The sequence below is a fragment of the Nonomuraea glycinis genome (assembly GCF_014646515.1).
Classification (GTDB): Bacteria; Actinomycetota; Actinomycetes; order Streptosporangiales; family Streptosporangiaceae; genus Nonomuraea; species Nonomuraea glycinis.
Genome location: NZ_BMNK01000001.1, coordinates 428,788 through 444,681, shown reverse-complemented (window position 1 = coordinate 444,681; position 15,894 = coordinate 428,788). Strand labels below are relative to the sequence as shown.

General features: G+C 68.9%; 15 protein-coding genes and 1 tRNA gene. 9 read left to right on the top strand and 7 right to left on the bottom strand.

Annotated elements, in window-relative coordinates; all coding sequences use genetic code 11:
• The first annotated feature begins 48 nt into the window (after nucleotides 1-48).
• Nucleotides 49-1,572, top strand: coding sequence for an ABC transporter transmembrane domain-containing protein (locus IEY87_RS02055; RefSeq protein ID WP_225276823.1), 1,524 nt, complete (start codon nucleotides 49-51; stop codon nucleotides 1,570-1,572).
• Nucleotides 1,569-3,305: an ABC transporter ATP-binding protein gene (locus IEY87_RS02050; RefSeq protein WP_189136719.1), complete on the top strand. Its 1,737-nt coding sequence runs from the start codon at nucleotides 1,569-1,571 to the stop codon at nucleotides 3,303-3,305. Before IEY87_RS02055 ends, IEY87_RS02050 begins: the two co-directional genes overlap by 4 nt.
• A 60-nt stretch (nucleotides 3,306-3,365) precedes the next feature.
• Here IEY87_RS02050 and IEY87_RS02045 read toward each other — a convergent pair whose 3' ends face one another.
• The 5 genes from IEY87_RS02045 to IEY87_RS02025 form a co-directional block, all read right to left on the bottom strand.
• On the bottom strand, nucleotides 3,366-3,947 hold the full coding sequence (locus IEY87_RS02045) for a DJ-1/PfpI family protein (protein WP_225276824.1): 582 nt from the start codon (nucleotides 3,945-3,947) through the stop codon (nucleotides 3,366-3,368).
• Nucleotides 3,947-4,891: a GlxA family transcriptional regulator gene (locus tag IEY87_RS02040; RefSeq protein ID WP_225276825.1), complete on the bottom strand. Its 945-nt coding sequence runs from the start codon at nucleotides 4,889-4,891 to the stop codon at nucleotides 3,947-3,949. Before IEY87_RS02040 ends, IEY87_RS02045 begins: the two co-directional genes overlap by 1 nt.
• A 193-nt stretch (nucleotides 4,892-5,084) precedes the next feature.
• Entirely contained in the window at nucleotides 5,085-6,116 is a 1,032-nt protein-coding gene (locus IEY87_RS02035) for a hypothetical protein (RefSeq protein WP_189136718.1), read from the bottom strand.
• Between the two features lie 317 nt (nucleotides 6,117-6,433).
• On the bottom strand, nucleotides 6,434-6,916 hold the full coding sequence (locus IEY87_RS02030) for an NUDIX domain-containing protein (RefSeq protein WP_189136717.1): 483 nt from the start codon (nucleotides 6,914-6,916) through the stop codon (nucleotides 6,434-6,436).
• Between the two features lie 12 nt (nucleotides 6,917-6,928).
• Nucleotides 6,929-8,296, bottom strand: coding sequence for an NsdA family TPR-like regulatory protein (locus tag IEY87_RS02025; protein ID WP_189136716.1), 1,368 nt, complete (start codon nucleotides 8,294-8,296; stop codon nucleotides 6,929-6,931).
• Between the two features lie 122 nt (nucleotides 8,297-8,418).
• On the opposite strand from IEY87_RS02025, the gene IEY87_RS02020 reads away from it, so the two are divergent.
• The 5 genes from IEY87_RS02020 to IEY87_RS02000 all read left to right on the top strand — a co-directional run bounded on the left by IEY87_RS02020 (nucleotide 8,419) and on the right by IEY87_RS02000 (nucleotide 12,025).
• Nucleotides 8,419-9,165 carry a hypothetical protein gene (locus IEY87_RS02020; RefSeq protein WP_189136715.1) on the top strand — a complete coding sequence of 249 codons (747 nt, stop codon included), beginning with the start codon at nucleotides 8,419-8,421 and terminating at the stop codon, nucleotides 9,163-9,165.
• 14 nt (nucleotides 9,166-9,179) lie between these two features.
• Complete coding sequence (locus IEY87_RS02015) at nucleotides 9,180-10,082, top strand: phosphotransferase family protein (RefSeq protein ID WP_189136714.1); 903 nt, start codon at nucleotides 9,180-9,182, stop codon at nucleotides 10,080-10,082.
• A gap of 32 nt (nucleotides 10,083-10,114) precedes the next feature.
• Complete coding sequence (locus tag IEY87_RS02010; protein WP_189136713.1) at nucleotides 10,115-10,525, top strand: class I SAM-dependent methyltransferase; 411 nt, start codon at nucleotides 10,115-10,117, stop codon at nucleotides 10,523-10,525.
• A 2-nt stretch (nucleotides 10,526-10,527) separates the two neighbouring features.
• Nucleotides 10,528-11,145: a hypothetical protein gene (locus IEY87_RS02005; RefSeq protein ID WP_189136712.1), complete on the top strand. Its 618-nt coding sequence runs from the start codon at nucleotides 10,528-10,530 to the stop codon at nucleotides 11,143-11,145.
• A 247-nt stretch (nucleotides 11,146-11,392) separates the two neighbouring features.
• Nucleotides 11,393-12,025 carry an ATP-binding protein gene (locus IEY87_RS02000; protein WP_189136711.1) on the top strand — a complete coding sequence of 211 codons (633 nt, stop codon included), beginning with the start codon at nucleotides 11,393-11,395 and terminating at the stop codon, nucleotides 12,023-12,025.
• Between the two features lie 530 nt (nucleotides 12,026-12,555).
• Here the strand turns inward: IEY87_RS02000 and IEY87_RS01995 are convergent.
• Nucleotides 12,556-12,629: transfer RNA gene (locus IEY87_RS01995), tRNA-Lys, on the bottom strand.
• 102 nt (nucleotides 12,630-12,731) lie between these two features.
• Here IEY87_RS01995 and IEY87_RS01990 point away from each other — a divergent pair.
• Together IEY87_RS01990 and IEY87_RS01985 are read left to right on the top strand one after the other, a co-directional pair.
• On the top strand, nucleotides 12,732-13,571 hold the full coding sequence (locus IEY87_RS01990; RefSeq protein ID WP_189136710.1) for an AAA family ATPase: 840 nt from the start codon (nucleotides 12,732-12,734) through the stop codon (nucleotides 13,569-13,571).
• A gap of 16 nt (nucleotides 13,572-13,587) precedes the next feature.
• Nucleotides 13,588-14,955 (top strand): vWA domain-containing protein, encoded by a 1,368-nt coding sequence (locus tag IEY87_RS01985; protein ID WP_189136709.1) that lies wholly within the window; start codon nucleotides 13,588-13,590, stop codon nucleotides 14,953-14,955.
• Between the two features lie 20 nt (nucleotides 14,956-14,975).
• On the opposite strand, the gene IEY87_RS01980 is transcribed toward IEY87_RS01985, so the two are convergent.
• Nucleotides 14,976-15,740 carry a nuclease-related domain-containing protein gene (locus IEY87_RS01980; RefSeq protein WP_189136708.1) on the bottom strand — a complete coding sequence of 255 codons (765 nt, stop codon included), beginning with the start codon at nucleotides 15,738-15,740 and terminating at the stop codon, nucleotides 14,976-14,978.
• Between the last annotated feature and the right edge of the window lie 154 nt (nucleotides 15,741-15,894).

Sequence of the window (15,894 nt, the reverse complement as noted above, 5' to 3'; positions counted from 1 at the left end):
GGTATCCCCTTTGCCAGGTAGGTAAAACCATGGTCTAGCGTGATCGCCATGAAGGCGGCGGCTCGGTATCTGTGCTGGCTGGCCTGGGCGCAGAAGGGCCGGGTCACGCTGGGCGCGACGCTGGGCACCCTGTGGATGGTGGGCCTCACGCTCCCGCCGTACCTACTGTCCAGGGCGATCGACGACGACCTGGCGCCCGGCTGGGTGCTGGCGCTGCTCGGCGCCAGCCTCGCCAACGCCTGGCTGGCGATGATGCGGCACCGCACGATGACCAAGATCCGGATGGACGCCAACTTCCGCACGGTACGCGCCCTGGTGGAGCAGATCAACTCTCTCGGCGCGGTCCTGAACAAGCACACCTCGGCAGGCGAGGTCGTGACGATCGGCATCGGCGACGTCACCACGATCGCCGCGTCGCTGACGGTGACAGGTCCCGGGGTGGGCGCGGTGATCAGCTACGGGGTGGTGGCGGCGCTGCTGCTGCAGGTCTCCGTGGTGCTGGCCGTGGTGGTGCTGCTCGGCGTGCCGGTGCTGGCGATCGTGCTCGGGCCGCTGCTCGGGCGGCTGATGAAGGTGCAGAACGGCTACCGCGAGAGCCAGGGCAGGCTGACCACCCGCCTGGTCGACCTGATCGAGGGGCTGCGGGTGCTCAACGCCTTCGGCGGCAAGGACGCCTACGCCGAGCGTTACCTCTCCGACTCGGCGCGCCTGCGCGAGCAGGGTTACCGGGTGGCGTCGCTGACGAGCTGGATCGGCGCGCTGGGCGCCGGGCTGCCCGCGCTGTTCCTGGCCGCGGTGACCTGGCTGGGCGCCAGGCTGGCCGCGGAAGGCACGATCACGGTGGGCGAACTGGTCGGCGTCTACGGATATATCGCCGTGCTGGTGGTTCCGGTTTCCTCCTTCATCGAGGGCAGCTTCCAGATCAGCCGCGGCCTGGTCTCCGCCCGGCAGGTCACCCGCTTCCTCGCGCTGCGGCCCGGCGACCGGCCCCGCTCCCCCGGGCTGGAGGTCACGCCGGGAAGCCTTGTGGGGCTGGTCAGCGCTCGCCCCGAGGAGAGCGTGGCGCTGCTCGAGAGCCTCGGCGGGTTCGACGGCACCTCGTTGATCGCCGACCATGACGCCGCGCTGTTCGCCGGCACGCTGCGCGAGGTCCTGCAGGGCCGCGGCGCGGCCGACGACGAGACCATCCGTCGCGCCGTCACCGTCGCCACCGCCCAGGACGTGGTCGCCGGGCTGCGCCACGGGCTGGACTCCCCGATCGAGCCCGGTGGCCGCAACCTCTCGGGCGGCCAGCGCCAGCGGGTGCGCCTGGCCAGAGCGCTGGTGGCCGATCCCGAGGTGCTGCTGGCGGTGGAGCCCACCTCGGCACTGGACGCGCACACCGAATCCCTGCTCGCGCAGCGTCTTCGTACGGCGCGCTCCGGCCGTACGACGGTCGTCGCCACCACGTCGCCACTGTTGCTCGCCCAGGCGGACCAGGTCGTCCTGATCGAGGACGGCCAGGTGGCCGCGACGGGCACCCACCACGACCTGCTGGAATCCAGCGACGCGTATCGAACGGTGGTGTCGTGATCCGCGACCTCCCCGTCGCCGACCGCAAGCACGTACGGCAGGCGGCCCTGCGCCTGATCCGCCGCGACGTCCCCGGTTTCACCGCCACCCTCCTTCTCAACGGCCTGGCGGCGGCCGCGGCCCTGGTCAGCCCATGGCTATTGGGCCGCATCATCGACACCATCGCCGCCGGCGGCACGATCGACCTCCTTGCCGCGATCGCCGTGGGCGGGGCGCTGCTGCAGCTCATCCTGTCCCGATACGCCGAGAAGATCGGCACCCGCTTCAGCGAGCGCACGCAGGAACGCATCCGCCAGGAGCTCCTCGACCGCGTGCTCGCCCTGCCCGCCGCCACGGTCGAGCACATCCGCACCGGAGACCTGATCGCCCGCGGCACCACAGACGTCGGCCTGGTCGGGCATACCCTGCGCGACGCCGCCCCCGCCGTGCTGGTCTCCTCCCTGCAGGCGCTCTTCCTCGTCGCGGCCGTCTTCCTGGTCGACCCGCTGCTGGGAGCCTGCGGTCTGCTCGCGCCGGCCGGCATCGCCGCCGCCTCCCGCTGGTACCTGCGCCGCGCCCGCGCCGCCTACCTGGAGGAGGGCGCCGCCCGCTCAGAACTGGCCGAGCACCTGGCCGCCAACGCCGCCGGCGCCCGCACCATCGAAGCCCTCGGCCTCCAGGACCGGCGCGCCCGCGCCGCCGAGCGGGTGATCGAGCGCAGCCGGGTCGCCCAGCTCAACACCCTCTTCCTGCGCGGTGTCCTCTGGCCGTCGGTGGAAGTCTCGGCGCTCCTCCCGCCGGTCCTGGTCCTGCTGCTCGGCGGAGTACTGCTGGACAGCGGCCAGGTCACCCTCGGCGCCGTGGTCTCGTGCGTGCTCTACCTTCGCCAGCTCCAGCAGCCCATCGAGACCATCCTCATCTGGATGGAACAGCTGCAAAGCAGCGGCGCCTCCTTCGCCCGGATCGAAGGTCTCCAGACCCCGGCGACGCAGACCGCTGTGGCCGCCGCGGAACCCCGGGACGACCACATCGTGGCAACCGGCGTGCACTTCGCCTACGAATCCACCGACGACGTCGTCACCGGAGTGGACCTGACCGTACGGCCCGGCGAGCGCCTGGCCATCGTCGGCCCTTCGGGAGCCGGCAAGTCCACGCTCGGCAAGCTGCTGGCCGGCATCGACCGCCCCCGCCTCGGCATGGTCACCGTCGGCTCGGTCCCGGTCGCCGACCTGGCCCCCGCCCAACTCCGCGAGCACGTCGTGCTGGTCACCCAGGAGCAGCATCTGTTCCTCGGCACCGTCCGCGACAACCTCCACCTGGCCGACCCCACGGCCGACGACGACCATCTGGAGAAGGCCCTGGCGGCGGTCGGCGCCGACTGGGTCACCTCGCTGGACGACGAGCTCGGCTCGCACTCCTCCGGGACCGAACTCGGCCCCGACCGGGTGCAGCAGCTCGCCCTGGCCCGAGTCATCCTGGCCGACCCGCACACGGTCATCCTCGACGAGGCCACCGCCATGCTCGACCCGCGTACGGCCCGGCGCGCCGAACGGTCGCTGGCGGCGGCGCTGGAGGGACGTACGGTGATCGCGATCGCGCACCGGCTGCATACGGCACGGGATGCGGATCGGGTGGTGGTGATGGAAGGCGGGCGCGTGGTGGAGGTCGGCGCGCATGATGAGCTGGTTGCGGCCGGTGGGGTCTATGAAGCGTTGTGGAGCTCCTCACACGTGGAGGCTCAGATCGGCGGCTGAGGGTCGTGCCGTATGGACCGCCTCAGACCGGCGGCTGAGGGTCGTACCGTATAACCCGCCTCAGATCGGCGGCTGAGGGTCGTACTGGATGTAGCGCCGCACCTCGCGCGCCCGGTCCGCCCCCGCCAGCCGGCTCACCAGGTGCAGCGCCATGTCGATGCCCGCCGACACGCCCGCCGAGGTGATGATGTCGCCGTCGTCGACGAACCGGTCGTCGGGCCGGACCTCGATACTCGAATCGAGCTCGCCGAGCCGGTCCAGGGAGCCCCAGTGGGTGGTCGCCGGGCGGCCGGCCAGCAGCCCCGCCGCGGCGTACACCAGCGAGCCCGTGCACACGCTGGTCAGCAGCGGGACGCGGGCCCGCTGCTCGCGGATCCACGCCAGGTGGGCGTCGTCCTTGAGCAGCGCGCGGGTGCCGAACCCGCCGGGGTGCAGCAGCACGTCCAGCGGGCCGACGTCGGACAGTCCGTGCTCGGCGACCAGGCGCAGCCCCTTGGCAGCCAGGATCGGCCCGGCCTCGCGGGCGAAGGCGACGACCTCGGCCTCGTCGGGGTGCGACTTGGCCCAGGAGGCCAGCACCTCCCACGGGCCGACGGCGTCCAACTCCTCCACGTCGTCGAACAGCATGATTCCGATGCGCATCAGTGGCTCCTCACAGCCTGGAAGTGACGGCGGTACTGGCCCGGTGTGACGTCGAGTGCTCGTTTGAAGCTGCGGTGCAGGGTCTCGACCGTGCCGAACCCGCAGCTGCGGGCGATCGAGTCGAGCGTCGTGCCGGTGGTCTCAAGCAGGCGGCGGGCCGCCTCCAGCCGGGCCGCCTCGACGTACGCGCCGGGGGTACGGCCGGTCTCGGCGGCGAAGACGCGGGTGAAGTTGCGCTCGCTCATGCCGGCCCGCCGGGCGAGCGCCGGCACGGTCAGGTCCGCCTCGGGATGGGCCGCGATCCAGGCCGGCAGGTCGCGCAACGGCTCCCGGACCGGCCGCTGCACGGCCAGCTGCGCGGAGAACTGGGCCTGCCCGCCGGGCCGCTGCACGAACATCACCAGCGTGCGGGCGATCCGCCGCGCCGCCTCCGCGCCGAGGTCCTCCTCGACCAGCGCGAGCGCCAGATCCATCCCTGCGGTCACCCCCGCCGACGTCCAGACGTTCCCGTCCCGGACGAAGAGCGGCTCGGGGTCCACGATGACGGCCGGATAAAGCTCGGCCAGCAGCTCACACCCCGACCAGTGGGTCACCGCCCGCCGCCCGTCCAGCAGCCCGGCCGCCGCCAGCAGGAACGCCCCCGTACACACCGACGCGACCCGCCGCGCCCGCCCGGCCGCCTCCCGAATCCACCCGACCAGCGACTCGTCCCCGCACGCCTCGATCTTCCCCCGCCCACCGACGACGACCAGCGTGTCGATCGGCCCCCCGTACGCGCCGACCGTCGCGGTCGGCTCGACCACCACCCCGCCCCCACTCCGCACGGGCCCGGCCTGCGTGGCCACGATCTCCATACGGTACGGCCCGGCCTGCTGAAACACCTCATGCGGCCCGGTCAGGTCGAGAATCTGAAACCCGGGATAGATGACGAAAACAACGTCCACCCCTCCATCGTCAGGGCGACACGAACCCGGCGGCAAGGACACGAACCTGACGATCCCCGCCACTCCCTGCCCGGAGCTTCGCGCATCACAAAGGTAACCGGCCCCCGTTACATTTGGCAGGGATCTAGTTACGTTTCAGAGCCGTCCAGTTACATTTCAGCGGGATCCCGTTACATTTCAGCAGCGCGACCTGTCACGCCACCATGGCCGACGGAGCGACCGGGCCGTGCACTCGCTGGAGGTACTCCACCGCATGCTCGGTGGCCGGGTCATGGTTGAGCCGTTCACGGTAGAAGTGGAGACGATCTTCGCAGTCGTCGATGATCTCACTCCAGGTACGTGCCCAGATGCGCACACCGTCCTCCCATTCGGCGATGCAACCAGGAGGGCGGTTCGGTGCGCTGGCGTCGCGTCTGACGATGTCGTCCATCTCGCAGGAGACGACCCAGAAGTCCCAGGACACCCGGGCATCACGGAACTGCGGATCGTTGGCGACCGCCTGAGCGTAGCTCTTGATCTGCGCGACCTCCGTCTGGCCGATCCTGACCTGGGGGGCCTTCAGTTCGACCACGAGGTGCTCCCGTCCAGAGCTTCCGCGATGCGCCCTGCCGAGCATAAGGTCAACGATCCCCTTGCGGCCGTCTTCACGAAGGACCGGGTCAAGCTGGCGTGCTTCCCCCTCACGGCCCAACTCCCTGAGATGACGCACGAGTACGGCGTCCAAACTTCGGTCGCTGACCATGAGCGTGTAAGCATCCCCGAAGATCCAGGTCTCACGCTCGAGAATCTTGTGCAGTTCGCTCCGCTCCTTGACCGTCTTGCTGATCTCCGGCTCGAAGGCCAGCCTTTTCAGCGCGGCCAGGAAATCGAGCCGGTCACTCACCTGCCCAGTCGCCTTGATGACCTCGGAGAGAGTGGTCCGCTGCAGGATCCGTTTGAGCTCGTCCTGCTCGGACTGCGGGAGCCGGAACAGCTCGTCGAGCACGGGGTAGAGCCCGCTTGGATCGTGCGAGATGATCTCCCTGAGCAGGCGCAGAGTGGTCTTCTTGCTCTGCGGTACGCCAGGCAGACGACGAGCGATAGTGGTAGCCACTTCGTCGAACATCTGACGCTCGACCGCCTGTGAGGGCATGGCGGGTTCAGCGGAGTAGGGGTAGACGCCTTCGGATTTCCACTCCTGGATCAGTCTGGTCCGGCGCTCCTGGTCGCGTGGCTTGGCCTCCATATGAACCCTCTCTGTCGGACTCTTGTGAGATATGGGACGATTGATGCCTCGGAGCCAGGGATTCGACCGGTTTGGTGTACCGGTTGGTATCGGCTGCTGGCGGGTCGGTGTCATGGCGATGGAGCCAACGCGGAGCAAACACGCGTTACCCACTGTCGCCGCGCTGCCCGACGAGGACGGCGGGCGTCATCCCATTTCGGGTGTTTGTTGGTCTCTATGGGTGGTGGCGCACTCCTCCAACAGAAGGCGGATGCCCTCCCTGCTGGTGCGCAGCGGCCGCAGGTCATCGACGCCGACAGTGAGGGACAGCACTGGCGTTAGAAGCCTTCGGTGGTCACCATGGGACCGCCGTTGAGATAGTTGATCAGCGCGGTACGTGTGGTCGACACGAATTCCTCGGGCACTTGGTTGACCGAGTGCCATGCGACGGCGCCGTGTTTATGTGGTTCGGCGTTGAGTGGGTCGCCGCTCCAAGTGCTGGTGATGAAGACGACGGTGACGAAGCCGTTGGGTGCTTCAACTCCCCAGGAGCAGTGGATCAGGCCGGCCACGCGCAGGTCGGTGGGGTCCACGACAAGTCCGGTCTCCTCCTTGAGTTCGCGGACTGCGGTCTGGGTGATCACTTCGCCCTTGGCTGACTTGCCGACGGGGAGGTCCCAGTGGTCAGGCGCGAACTTCGCCTGGCGTCCTCGTCGGATGAGTAGCACCCGTTGCTGGGCCTGGTCGTGAACGATGATGGCGGCGACAAGGAGGGTGTGCGCTTCTAGGGCAGGGGGAAGGGCAGTGCCGGGTGTGGCCATGATGCGATCCTTTCATGCGACGGTGGCCGCTTGTCGGATGCGCTGGTCCAGCATGGCTGCACCCGGGACGCCTCGACGTTTGTAGACGGCGAGGGTTGGACGGATTCCTGCTAGGGCGGTCCTGCTGCGGCCCGACGCCATACCTTCGGCGAGGTCGAGCGCCTGGCTCCAGGCTCCGATGGCTTCGTCGGCTCGTGCTTGAGCAGCGAGGCAGTCACCGAGGTCCATGTGGGTGAGCAAGTGGACGCGTGGATAGGCGGCAAGATCCCACGAGGTGAACGCTGCGCGGTGGCGGGCCTCGGTGCCGTGATGGTCGCCGAGCTCGGTCAGGGTTCTCGCGGTGTGGGAGTCTACGGTCCCCGCGGCTGGCCCCATGAGCAGCGAGTAAGAAGGCTGGGGATCGCTAGTGCAGCTCAGCGCGTCTTCGGCCGCGAGAAGTGCGCGTGCGGCACCGATCTTCTCCCCGAGCGCCGCGTTCGACCTTGCATGTGTGATGTGCAGGAGTGCTTCGGTCGCGCCGTCGCAGTGGCCTTCGGCTCGCCGTAGAGCGGCTTCGATGAGATCTCGGCTGTGGTGGGGTTCTTTCAGGCTGAGTGCCTGGTGGGCGATTGCTCGCATCATCCAGGCGGCGTGGGCGCCGGGGTCGGCTTCAACCGCGAGTTGGAAGCCGGTGAGGTAGTACCGCTGAGCCGCGCCCTCGTGGCCGAGGTCGTGGTGTTTCCAGCCGAGTAGCCAGGCAAGTTCGGCAGCGGCGCTGAACGCGTCGCGTCGTGTGGCTTCGTCGGCGAACCGTCCCGAGAGCATGGGGGCGACGGTGTCGGAAAGGTAGGCCGCCACGGTGGACAGCCCGTGTCCGCCGCCGAGGCGTTCGTCGGCCGCGCCGAACGCCTCGGTGATCTGCCGGACGACGGCTACCTCGACCGCTCCGACGCGGAACAGCCCGGTGCGCGCCCGCAGGAGCCTGCTCACTGCCTCGGCATCGTAGCCGAGGGGCATTCTTACGTGGGCGGCGGTGTAGACGGCCGTGGCGAGATAGTTCCGGTTCTCGACGTCGGTTCGGCTGAGAAGGATGGTGGTCTCAATGGGCTGATCACCCTCGAGTGTCGGCAGTTCGTCGGTGACGAATCCCAGTTGCTGACGGGTCACCGAACGCCCGGCTCGGCGTGAGAGTGCTTCGACGAGATACCCGATGGTGCGCTCACCCGGCTCGACGCCTGCCACCCAGTGCGCGATTGCCGATTTGTTAGTGCGCAGCGCTTCGCCGTTCTCCGCGGCCAGACGCACGACCGCGCGAGCCACTCCCTCATAGCTCAGACCGGAAGCCGAGATCATCTCCCGCAGCCGGTCGTTCGGGGAGCGTTGGCCGGGGGGCCTCGCCATCGGAACTCCTACGGATAAACCGATTAAACGCCCTGCGATGCCTTCGACCATAGCGGTCCGGTTCGCAGCGAGGCCACTGTTAGCGAGAACCCACATCCGGAGCGTGAGAACGGAGCACCCAAATGTCCACTACCACCCACAACAAGATCGGTGTCGAGCTGCCTGAGGCGTTTGACCCGCGCTGGAACCGCATCCCCGGCATCACCGTCGACGGCCACCGCGTCACCCTCGACCCCGAGGAGTACTTCTTCAAGTTCACCAACCACACCTGGCTTGTCATCCCCTGGCAGCAGGTGCAGCGCAACATGCTCGACGCCCACGAGACGCCCGACACCTCGCTGGAGCAGGTCGCGCTGGACTACATCCGCGCCAACGCCGCGCCTACCAGCGACGCCGCGAGCGTCCTGAAGATCGGATACGAGGTGTACCGGTACGTGTTCCGTGCCGAGCACCTCGCCGACCTGGGCTTGCCGGAGATCACAGAGGACCACCTGACGATGCTTCGACAGGCGGGCACATTCATGGCGCTCAACAAGGTCGAGCTGACCGGCGAGATCTCCAACATCGGCCCGGCCTGGTTCTTCAACTCCACCACCCGGGCGGTGTTCGACCTCACTGACGCCGAAGGCGACCTGCTGGACGAGGTCTACCACGGCGGCTGGTTCAACGAGAACCGCCGCCTGGAGCTGGTACGCGCTCACACCGCACTCGGTGGGCGGCTCGTGCACGGATGCCAGTCCGTGCCGAACCAGACCGGCGGAGCGGTCGTCCCCTACGGTGCTCCGCTGGAACGGTTCCGCAGCGAGCTCGCCGCCATGAAGGACAGCTGGATCGCGGCCGTCGAATCCTGCCGCGTCACCACTCGATAAGGAAGGCCAGAATCTTGGACACCATCGAGGTGAACGCTCTGCTCGCCCGGCTGCTGGACGACCTCGGGCAGGGGTCGGCCGAACGCGAGGAGATCCGCGTCTGGGCACGCTCGGGCGTGGAACGCCTCCACCTGGCCGACGGCACCTCGGTGGTGTTCAAGTACGCCGAAGGTCCCTTCGCCGCCGAACACCACGCCCTCGCGGTTGCCGAAGACGGCGGCCTGCCCGTCCCCGCACGCCTCGCCGTCGATCACACACCCGAGCTGCTGGGGATGCTGCTCACGGACCTTGGGCCAGCGGCAGGCGTGGCGACCGACGACGAAGGAGCGGCACTCGCCGTTCGCGTCCACGCCGTTACCGACACCAATGATTTGCCGGTCCTGGATGAGCAGGGCCTCACGGCGATGCCCGAGCGGATCCGTGAACGCCTCCACCAGCACGACGGCGCCCGCCACGATCTCGCCTCCCTCACCGAGACAGCCCGCGCTCTTGCGAAGGTGGCTGATGGCCGAGCCTTTGGGGCTGACCTCGCGCCGTTCGGGCTCTGCCACTCCGAATGGCATCCGACCTCGGTCTACCTCACTGAGGACGAGTCGTACCTGCTCGACTTCGCCCGTGCGTTCCGTGGGCCGGGCCTGCTCGACCTGGCGTCGTGGCCCGGCACGATCGACGCTCCCGACACCGGCAAGGTCAGCGAGCTCATCACCTCCTACATCACAGCCGGCGGCCCCGAGGAGACAGCAGCCCCAAGGGGCGGGTTGAGCGCGGCCCGGTGGGCGCTCGGCTGGCACCGCGTGTGGGTGGCCGACTGGTTCACCCATCAGCTCACGATCGGATGGGCCGAAGGAGCCGAAGACGCATGGATCTCCGCGATCTCCCGCCATCTCACCGAAGCCGCGCTCCTGCTCCGGGTCTGACCGTCCGCGACCGGTTCGAGTGGACCCGGGCCGTGGGAATCGGCCCTCCACCCGCCGTCTTCGGCGACCTGCACGGCAGGCAGGTCGCCGAACTCGGCTGCAGCGGCGGACACAACCTCGCCCACCTCGCCGTCCACCACTGCGCCGAGGCGGTCGGCATCGACCACGACCCCCGCAAAATCCAGCGCGCCCGAACGCTCTACGGAAACGTCCCCCGTCTCGCCTTCGTCCGGGCAGACGCCATTGCCTACCTTCGATCCCTCCCACCTGCCTCACTCGACCTCTGCCTCTCGATCTTCGGAGTGTTCTCCTTCCTCGAACCCACCGAGCCTGGCCCGCTCCTGACTGCGACCGCCCGTGTCCTAAGACCCGGCGGGCGGCTCGCGCTCACGCTGCGCGCCACCGACACCACGGACCTGGTCCTCATCTACACCAGGAGCTGACCATGCACCTTCTGTGCGACATCGACGGCGTCCACATCCCCTTCCCCGGCCCCAGCGGTGAGATCCCGCTCGGCGTCCGCACCGACCACGTCACCCCCACTGGCTACGACGAGCCCGTCAAGATCTGGCTCAACCCTGTAACCGGCCGACTCGTCCTCGACCTGGCCACCCGGTACGCCCTCACTCCCTGGTGGTGCACCAGCTGGCGCGCTGACGCCGCTCCTCTCATCGGCAGCCGCCTCGGCCTGCCCACCTGGGACCACATCGACCTTCCCCACCTCCCGCTCACCACCAGCCACCCCGGCGGCTACCTCTGGAAACGCGACACCATTGCCCGGCGCTTCACCGACCAGGCACTCATCTGGATCGACGACGACTTCACGCCCGCCGATCACACCTGGGCCAGCGACCGCACCCAAGCCGGACTCCTAACGATCCTTGTTCAGCCGAATCCGTACCTCGGCCTGACCATCGCTGACCTTGAGATGAGCGGCCTCAACCAGCCCGCAGAACGACGCTTGCGCTCCCGCAAAGAGATCTGTGCCCGCCGCGGCGACCGTTTGCCTGCCGTCCCGACCGAGACGGAGCCTCCGACATGGCGCCCTTCCTCCCTCCGGTGACGCACTGGCACGCCTCGGGCCCGTCCCAAGACCTGCGACGAGCGCCCCGGCTCAGAGGCAGTCGATCGCCCATCCCAGAGGTGCCGCATGCCAGCGGGGCCTCGCCGATCTCCGGCTCACTCCAGAGGGGGTGTGAAGGTGACTGCTCCACGGTTCCTGGGCCGGGTCCCGCTTGCGGTGGCGGTCGCCGGACCCCGCCCCGCAGGACCGTCCGCACGATCCGCAAGCACGGGAAGAAGCGAACCTCATGAGCCCCACCGTCTACGGGACCGCGTTCCTGCGGTCCCAGATGCTCCGGCCGCCGTCCGGCGGCCGGAAACCCGATCGAGGAGGCAGCATGCACCACACGCCCATCAGGCTTGAGGCGAAGGAGTGGAGGGCGGACGCTCCCCCCGGGGTCCTGCGCTACACCTTCCCCGGCATCCCCGCCAAGGTGCGGGAAGCGCGGAAGCTGGTGGAGGAGCTGTTCACCGGGACTGGCCGCGAAGACGACGCCGGTCTCATCGTGGACGAACTCGCCAACAACTCGATCTTGTACACGCGGTCGGGGAAGCCCGGCGGCTGGTTCGGCGTCGAACTCGCCTTCGGCACCCTGGTCCGGGTCGGGGTGTTCGACCTCGGCGGTGCGGGCCGGCTGATCGGCGCACCCGCCCCCGCACCGTCCCAGCACGACGATCCGGAGGGCCTTGAAGGCTCGGCCGGGCTCGGCGAGCTGGATGCGGTCGCGCTCGGCGGGCGCGGCCTGGCGATCGTCGCCGAACTCGCGGTCACCACCGGATCCTGCGGCAGCGACACGCTCGGCCACTTCGTGTGGGCCGACCTCGCGCTGCCCACGCCAGTGGCGGAAACCCCCGGAGAGGCGCTGCTGCTGGTGCCTTAGGGGAGGCCCAGCCTGGTCATAACAGGCTGGCCCTCCTTGAGGCCAGGATAGAACCGCAGCGGTCGGCTTGAGGCCCTGTTCGCCTCGCTTCTTGATCTTTTCGAAGGGGTGAGGTCAGGCAGGGCCTTCGTCGTCTTCGGCGACATGGTCGAGGTGATCGTTGCCAACCGGGGGGCCTCTGCCGGGCTCCGGTGGGTGTGTCAACGTCGGCTGAATAGGCGGACCCTTCCGCCCTCGCCAGAGAACCTTGTCAAGGCTGTTCCCACCCCATCCAACCTGCTCCCTCTTCGGCGCAAGGTCGACACTGACGTGAGTGGCCTCCGCGTCCAGCGCGTTCCAGATCATCTCCGCGACCGCACCCACGGGATCCTTCTGACGCGCCAGACGCAGAAGGTGATCCGGCTTGGCCTCGATGTGAACGGTACGCACACGGTCACTATCCCAGACCGTACGCAAGATCGCCGGAACCAGCGGGCAGCTCCTCAAAGAAGAAACCCCAGCTCGCCGGAGCGAGCTGGGGTTTCGTGCGGTGCGCCGTCAGGGACTCGAACCCCGGACCCGCTGATTAAGAGTCAGCTGCTCTAACCAACTGAGCTAACGGCGCGCCGTGCATCAAGGAATATACCGGCACTGAGCATCTTGGTCGAATCGGCGCGAGTCATGCGTCTTCGCTAGAATAAAGTTCGGCCCGCAGACAGGAGCTTTGATGTTCGACTCCCCCGCCGACGTCACCGAGCGGCTCGCCGCCGTGGACTATCTCTCCGACGACGCCATCTCCACGTCGGTGTTCCTGGCCGCCGCGCTCGGCAAGCCGCTGCTGGTCGAAGGGCCGGCGGGGGTGGGCAAGACGCAGCTGGCCAAGGCCGTGGCGCAGGCCACCGGGTCCCAGCTGATCAGGCTGCAGTGTTACGAGGGGCTCGACGAGGCCCGGGCGCTGTACGAGTGGAACTACAAGAAGCAGCTCCTGCGCATCCAGGCCACCAGCGCCGACGACGACATCTTCAGCGAGGAGTTCCTGCTGGAGCGGCCGTTGCTGAAGGCGATCAGGGCCGGGACGCCGACCGTGCTGCTCATCGACGAGACGGACAAGGCGGACGTCGAGGTCGAAGGGCTGCTGCTGGAGCTGCTGTCCGACTTTCAGGTGACGATTCCGGAGCTGGGCACCATCGCCGCCGTACGCAGGCCGTACGTCGTGCTGACCTCGAACGCCACCCGCGAGCTGTCCGAGGCGCTCAAGCGGCGCTGTCTCTACCTGCACATCGCGTACCCGACGCCGGAGCGCGAGCGGGACATCGTGCTCAGCCAGGTGCCGACGATCCGCGCCGACCTCGCCGAGCAGCTCGCCAGGACGGTGGCGACGCTGCGGGCGCTGGAGCTGAAGAAGGCGCCGTCGGTGGCCGAGACCGTCGACTGGGCCAACACGCTGCTGGCGCTGGGCCGGGCGGACCTGGACGAGGCGACGGTGGCGCAGACGCTGGGCGTGGTGCTCAAGCACAACTCCGACCAGACCCGGGCGGTCAAGGAGCTCGGACTTCCCACCGCATGACGCCCGAGGAGGGGATATGTCGCTCGTAGATAGACATGTCGGGTTCGTGCATGCGTTGCGCGAGGCCGGGCTGCCCGTGTCGCTGGCCGAGGGGCTCGACGCGGCGCGGGCGCTGCGGGTGATCGATCTGACCGAGCGGGAGTCGCTGCGCGCCGCCTACGCGGCGACGCTGGTCAAGAAGCCGTCCTTCCGGCCTGGCTTCGACGTGCTGTTCGACCTGTGGTTCCCGGCCTCCACCAGCGGCCTGTACGCGGTCCGCCCCGGCATCGAGGGGACGCCCGATCTGGCGAACGCGCCCCTGCCGGAGCTGCGCGAGCATCTGGCCAGGCTGCTGACCGGCAGCACCGATGCCGAGATGCGCGCGTTCGCCCGTGCCATGGTGGAGCGCTTCGGCCGCCAGGAGGCCGGGCCGGGACGGCAGAACTGGTTCTCCTACAGCGTGCTACGCGCCCTGTCGCCCGAGACCCTGATGGCCGGCATCCTGCGGGAGGTCCTGGCCGGTCAGGAGCGCGGCGGGCTGGCGGAGAAGACGGCCCGCCGGCGGGTCACCGCCAACACCGGGCGGCTGGAGGAGGCCGTGGCCACCGACGTGCGCCGGCGCATCGCCGAGGACTCCGGCATCGAGCGCATCGCCCGCTCGGCCGTACGCCCTCCGCTGGAGCAGCTCGACTTCCTGCGCGTCACCAAGGCCGACCTGGCCAGGCTGCGCCGGGAGGTGCACCCGCTGGCCCGGCGGCTGGCCGCGCGCCTGACCATCAAGCACCGGCGCGGCAGGCGGGGCCGGTTGGACTTCCGCAGGACCATGCGGGCCTCGCTGCAGACCGGCGGCGTCCCGCTCACCACGCACTTCAAGCCGCCCCGGCCGCACAAGCCGGAGCTGGTGATCCTCTGCGACACCAGCGACTCGGTCTCGTCGTTCGCCCACTTCACGCTCCTGCTCACCTACGCGCTCAGGGAGCAGTTCACCAAGGTGCGCGCGTTCGGCTTCGTGGACCGGGTGGACGAGATCACCCGCTTCTTCGTCCCCGGCGCCGACGTGGTGGAGGCCATGACCCGGCTGGCGAACGAGGCCGACATGGTCCGCTTCGGCCGCACGAACTACGGCCACTCGCTGGAGGGCTTCGCCGAGCGCTACGGCGACGCGATCGGCCCGAAGACCTCGCTGCTGATCCTGGGCGACGCCCGCTCCAACTATCAGCCGCCCGCCCTGGACGTGCTGCGGTCACTGACCGCCCGCGCCCGCCACGCCTACTGGCTCAACCCCGAGCCCAGGGCGCAGTGGGACACCGGCGACTCGATCGCCACGGACTACGGCACGGTCATCCCCATGCACGAGTGCCGCAACGTGGTCCAGCTGACCGCGTTCATCGAGAGCATCGTCTAGACACGCGCCTGGACACACCTCTAGACGCGCTGCAGCTCCCGGGCCGCGGTGCGGGCCAGCAGCTCGATCTGGGCGTCGTCGAACTGCGGGGTCGCCGTCTGCCGGATGCGCCTGGCCACCAGCCGGGGCTTGAGCAGGGTGATGCCCTCCACGGTGAGCGAGCCGCCGCGCGGCAGCATGCCGCAGTGCACGGCCAGCAGCGGAGCGATGGTGACCTTGACCCCGGTCTCGCGGGTCAGCAGCTCGGCGAAGGCCTCGGCGGCCCCGACCAGCGGCTTGGCGACCTTCGTGCCGTATTTCTCGCCGAAGAACAGGCGTCCGCCGTAGGTGGCGATCTCGGTGTCGGGGCTCCAGGACTCGTTGTCCACGACCCAGACCCCGCCGGGGCCGATCACCAGGTGGTCGATGGAGGCCTGGTCCCGGATGGCGCGGCCGTCGAGCACCTGGTAACCGTGCTTGCCCAGGGAGCGGCGCAGCAACCTCCCGGTGATCACCTCGCCGCGCCGGCGGCCCCGCCAGACGGCCGTGGCCCAGAACGCCCGCCAGTCGATGAACCAGTCGACCGCGGCCACCAGGCCGGCCGCCAGCAGGCCGTAGAGGGCGGCGTAGGGCAGTCCGAACCGGAGGGCGAGCACGAATCCGGCGACGAATCCCACCGCCGCCTTGAGCGCCCGCGACCTTCTGCGGTTCTGGGCGTCCTCGCGCCAGAACTTCTCGTACCACCACTGTGGTGACGAGCCTGTGAACTTCTCGTCCTGCTGCACGTAGATTGAGCCACCAGGCACGGCAAACTCCCCGAATGAGTTGTCGTCAACCAGGATCTGCCACGCCGAAGATCCCTCGCCGGTCAAGAGATACCCCATCTGGAACCAAGGCGAGCCTAAGGTGACGGAATTGGTACCCCAAAGAGAAGCATCACGGCGCCGACCGACCAGCCGG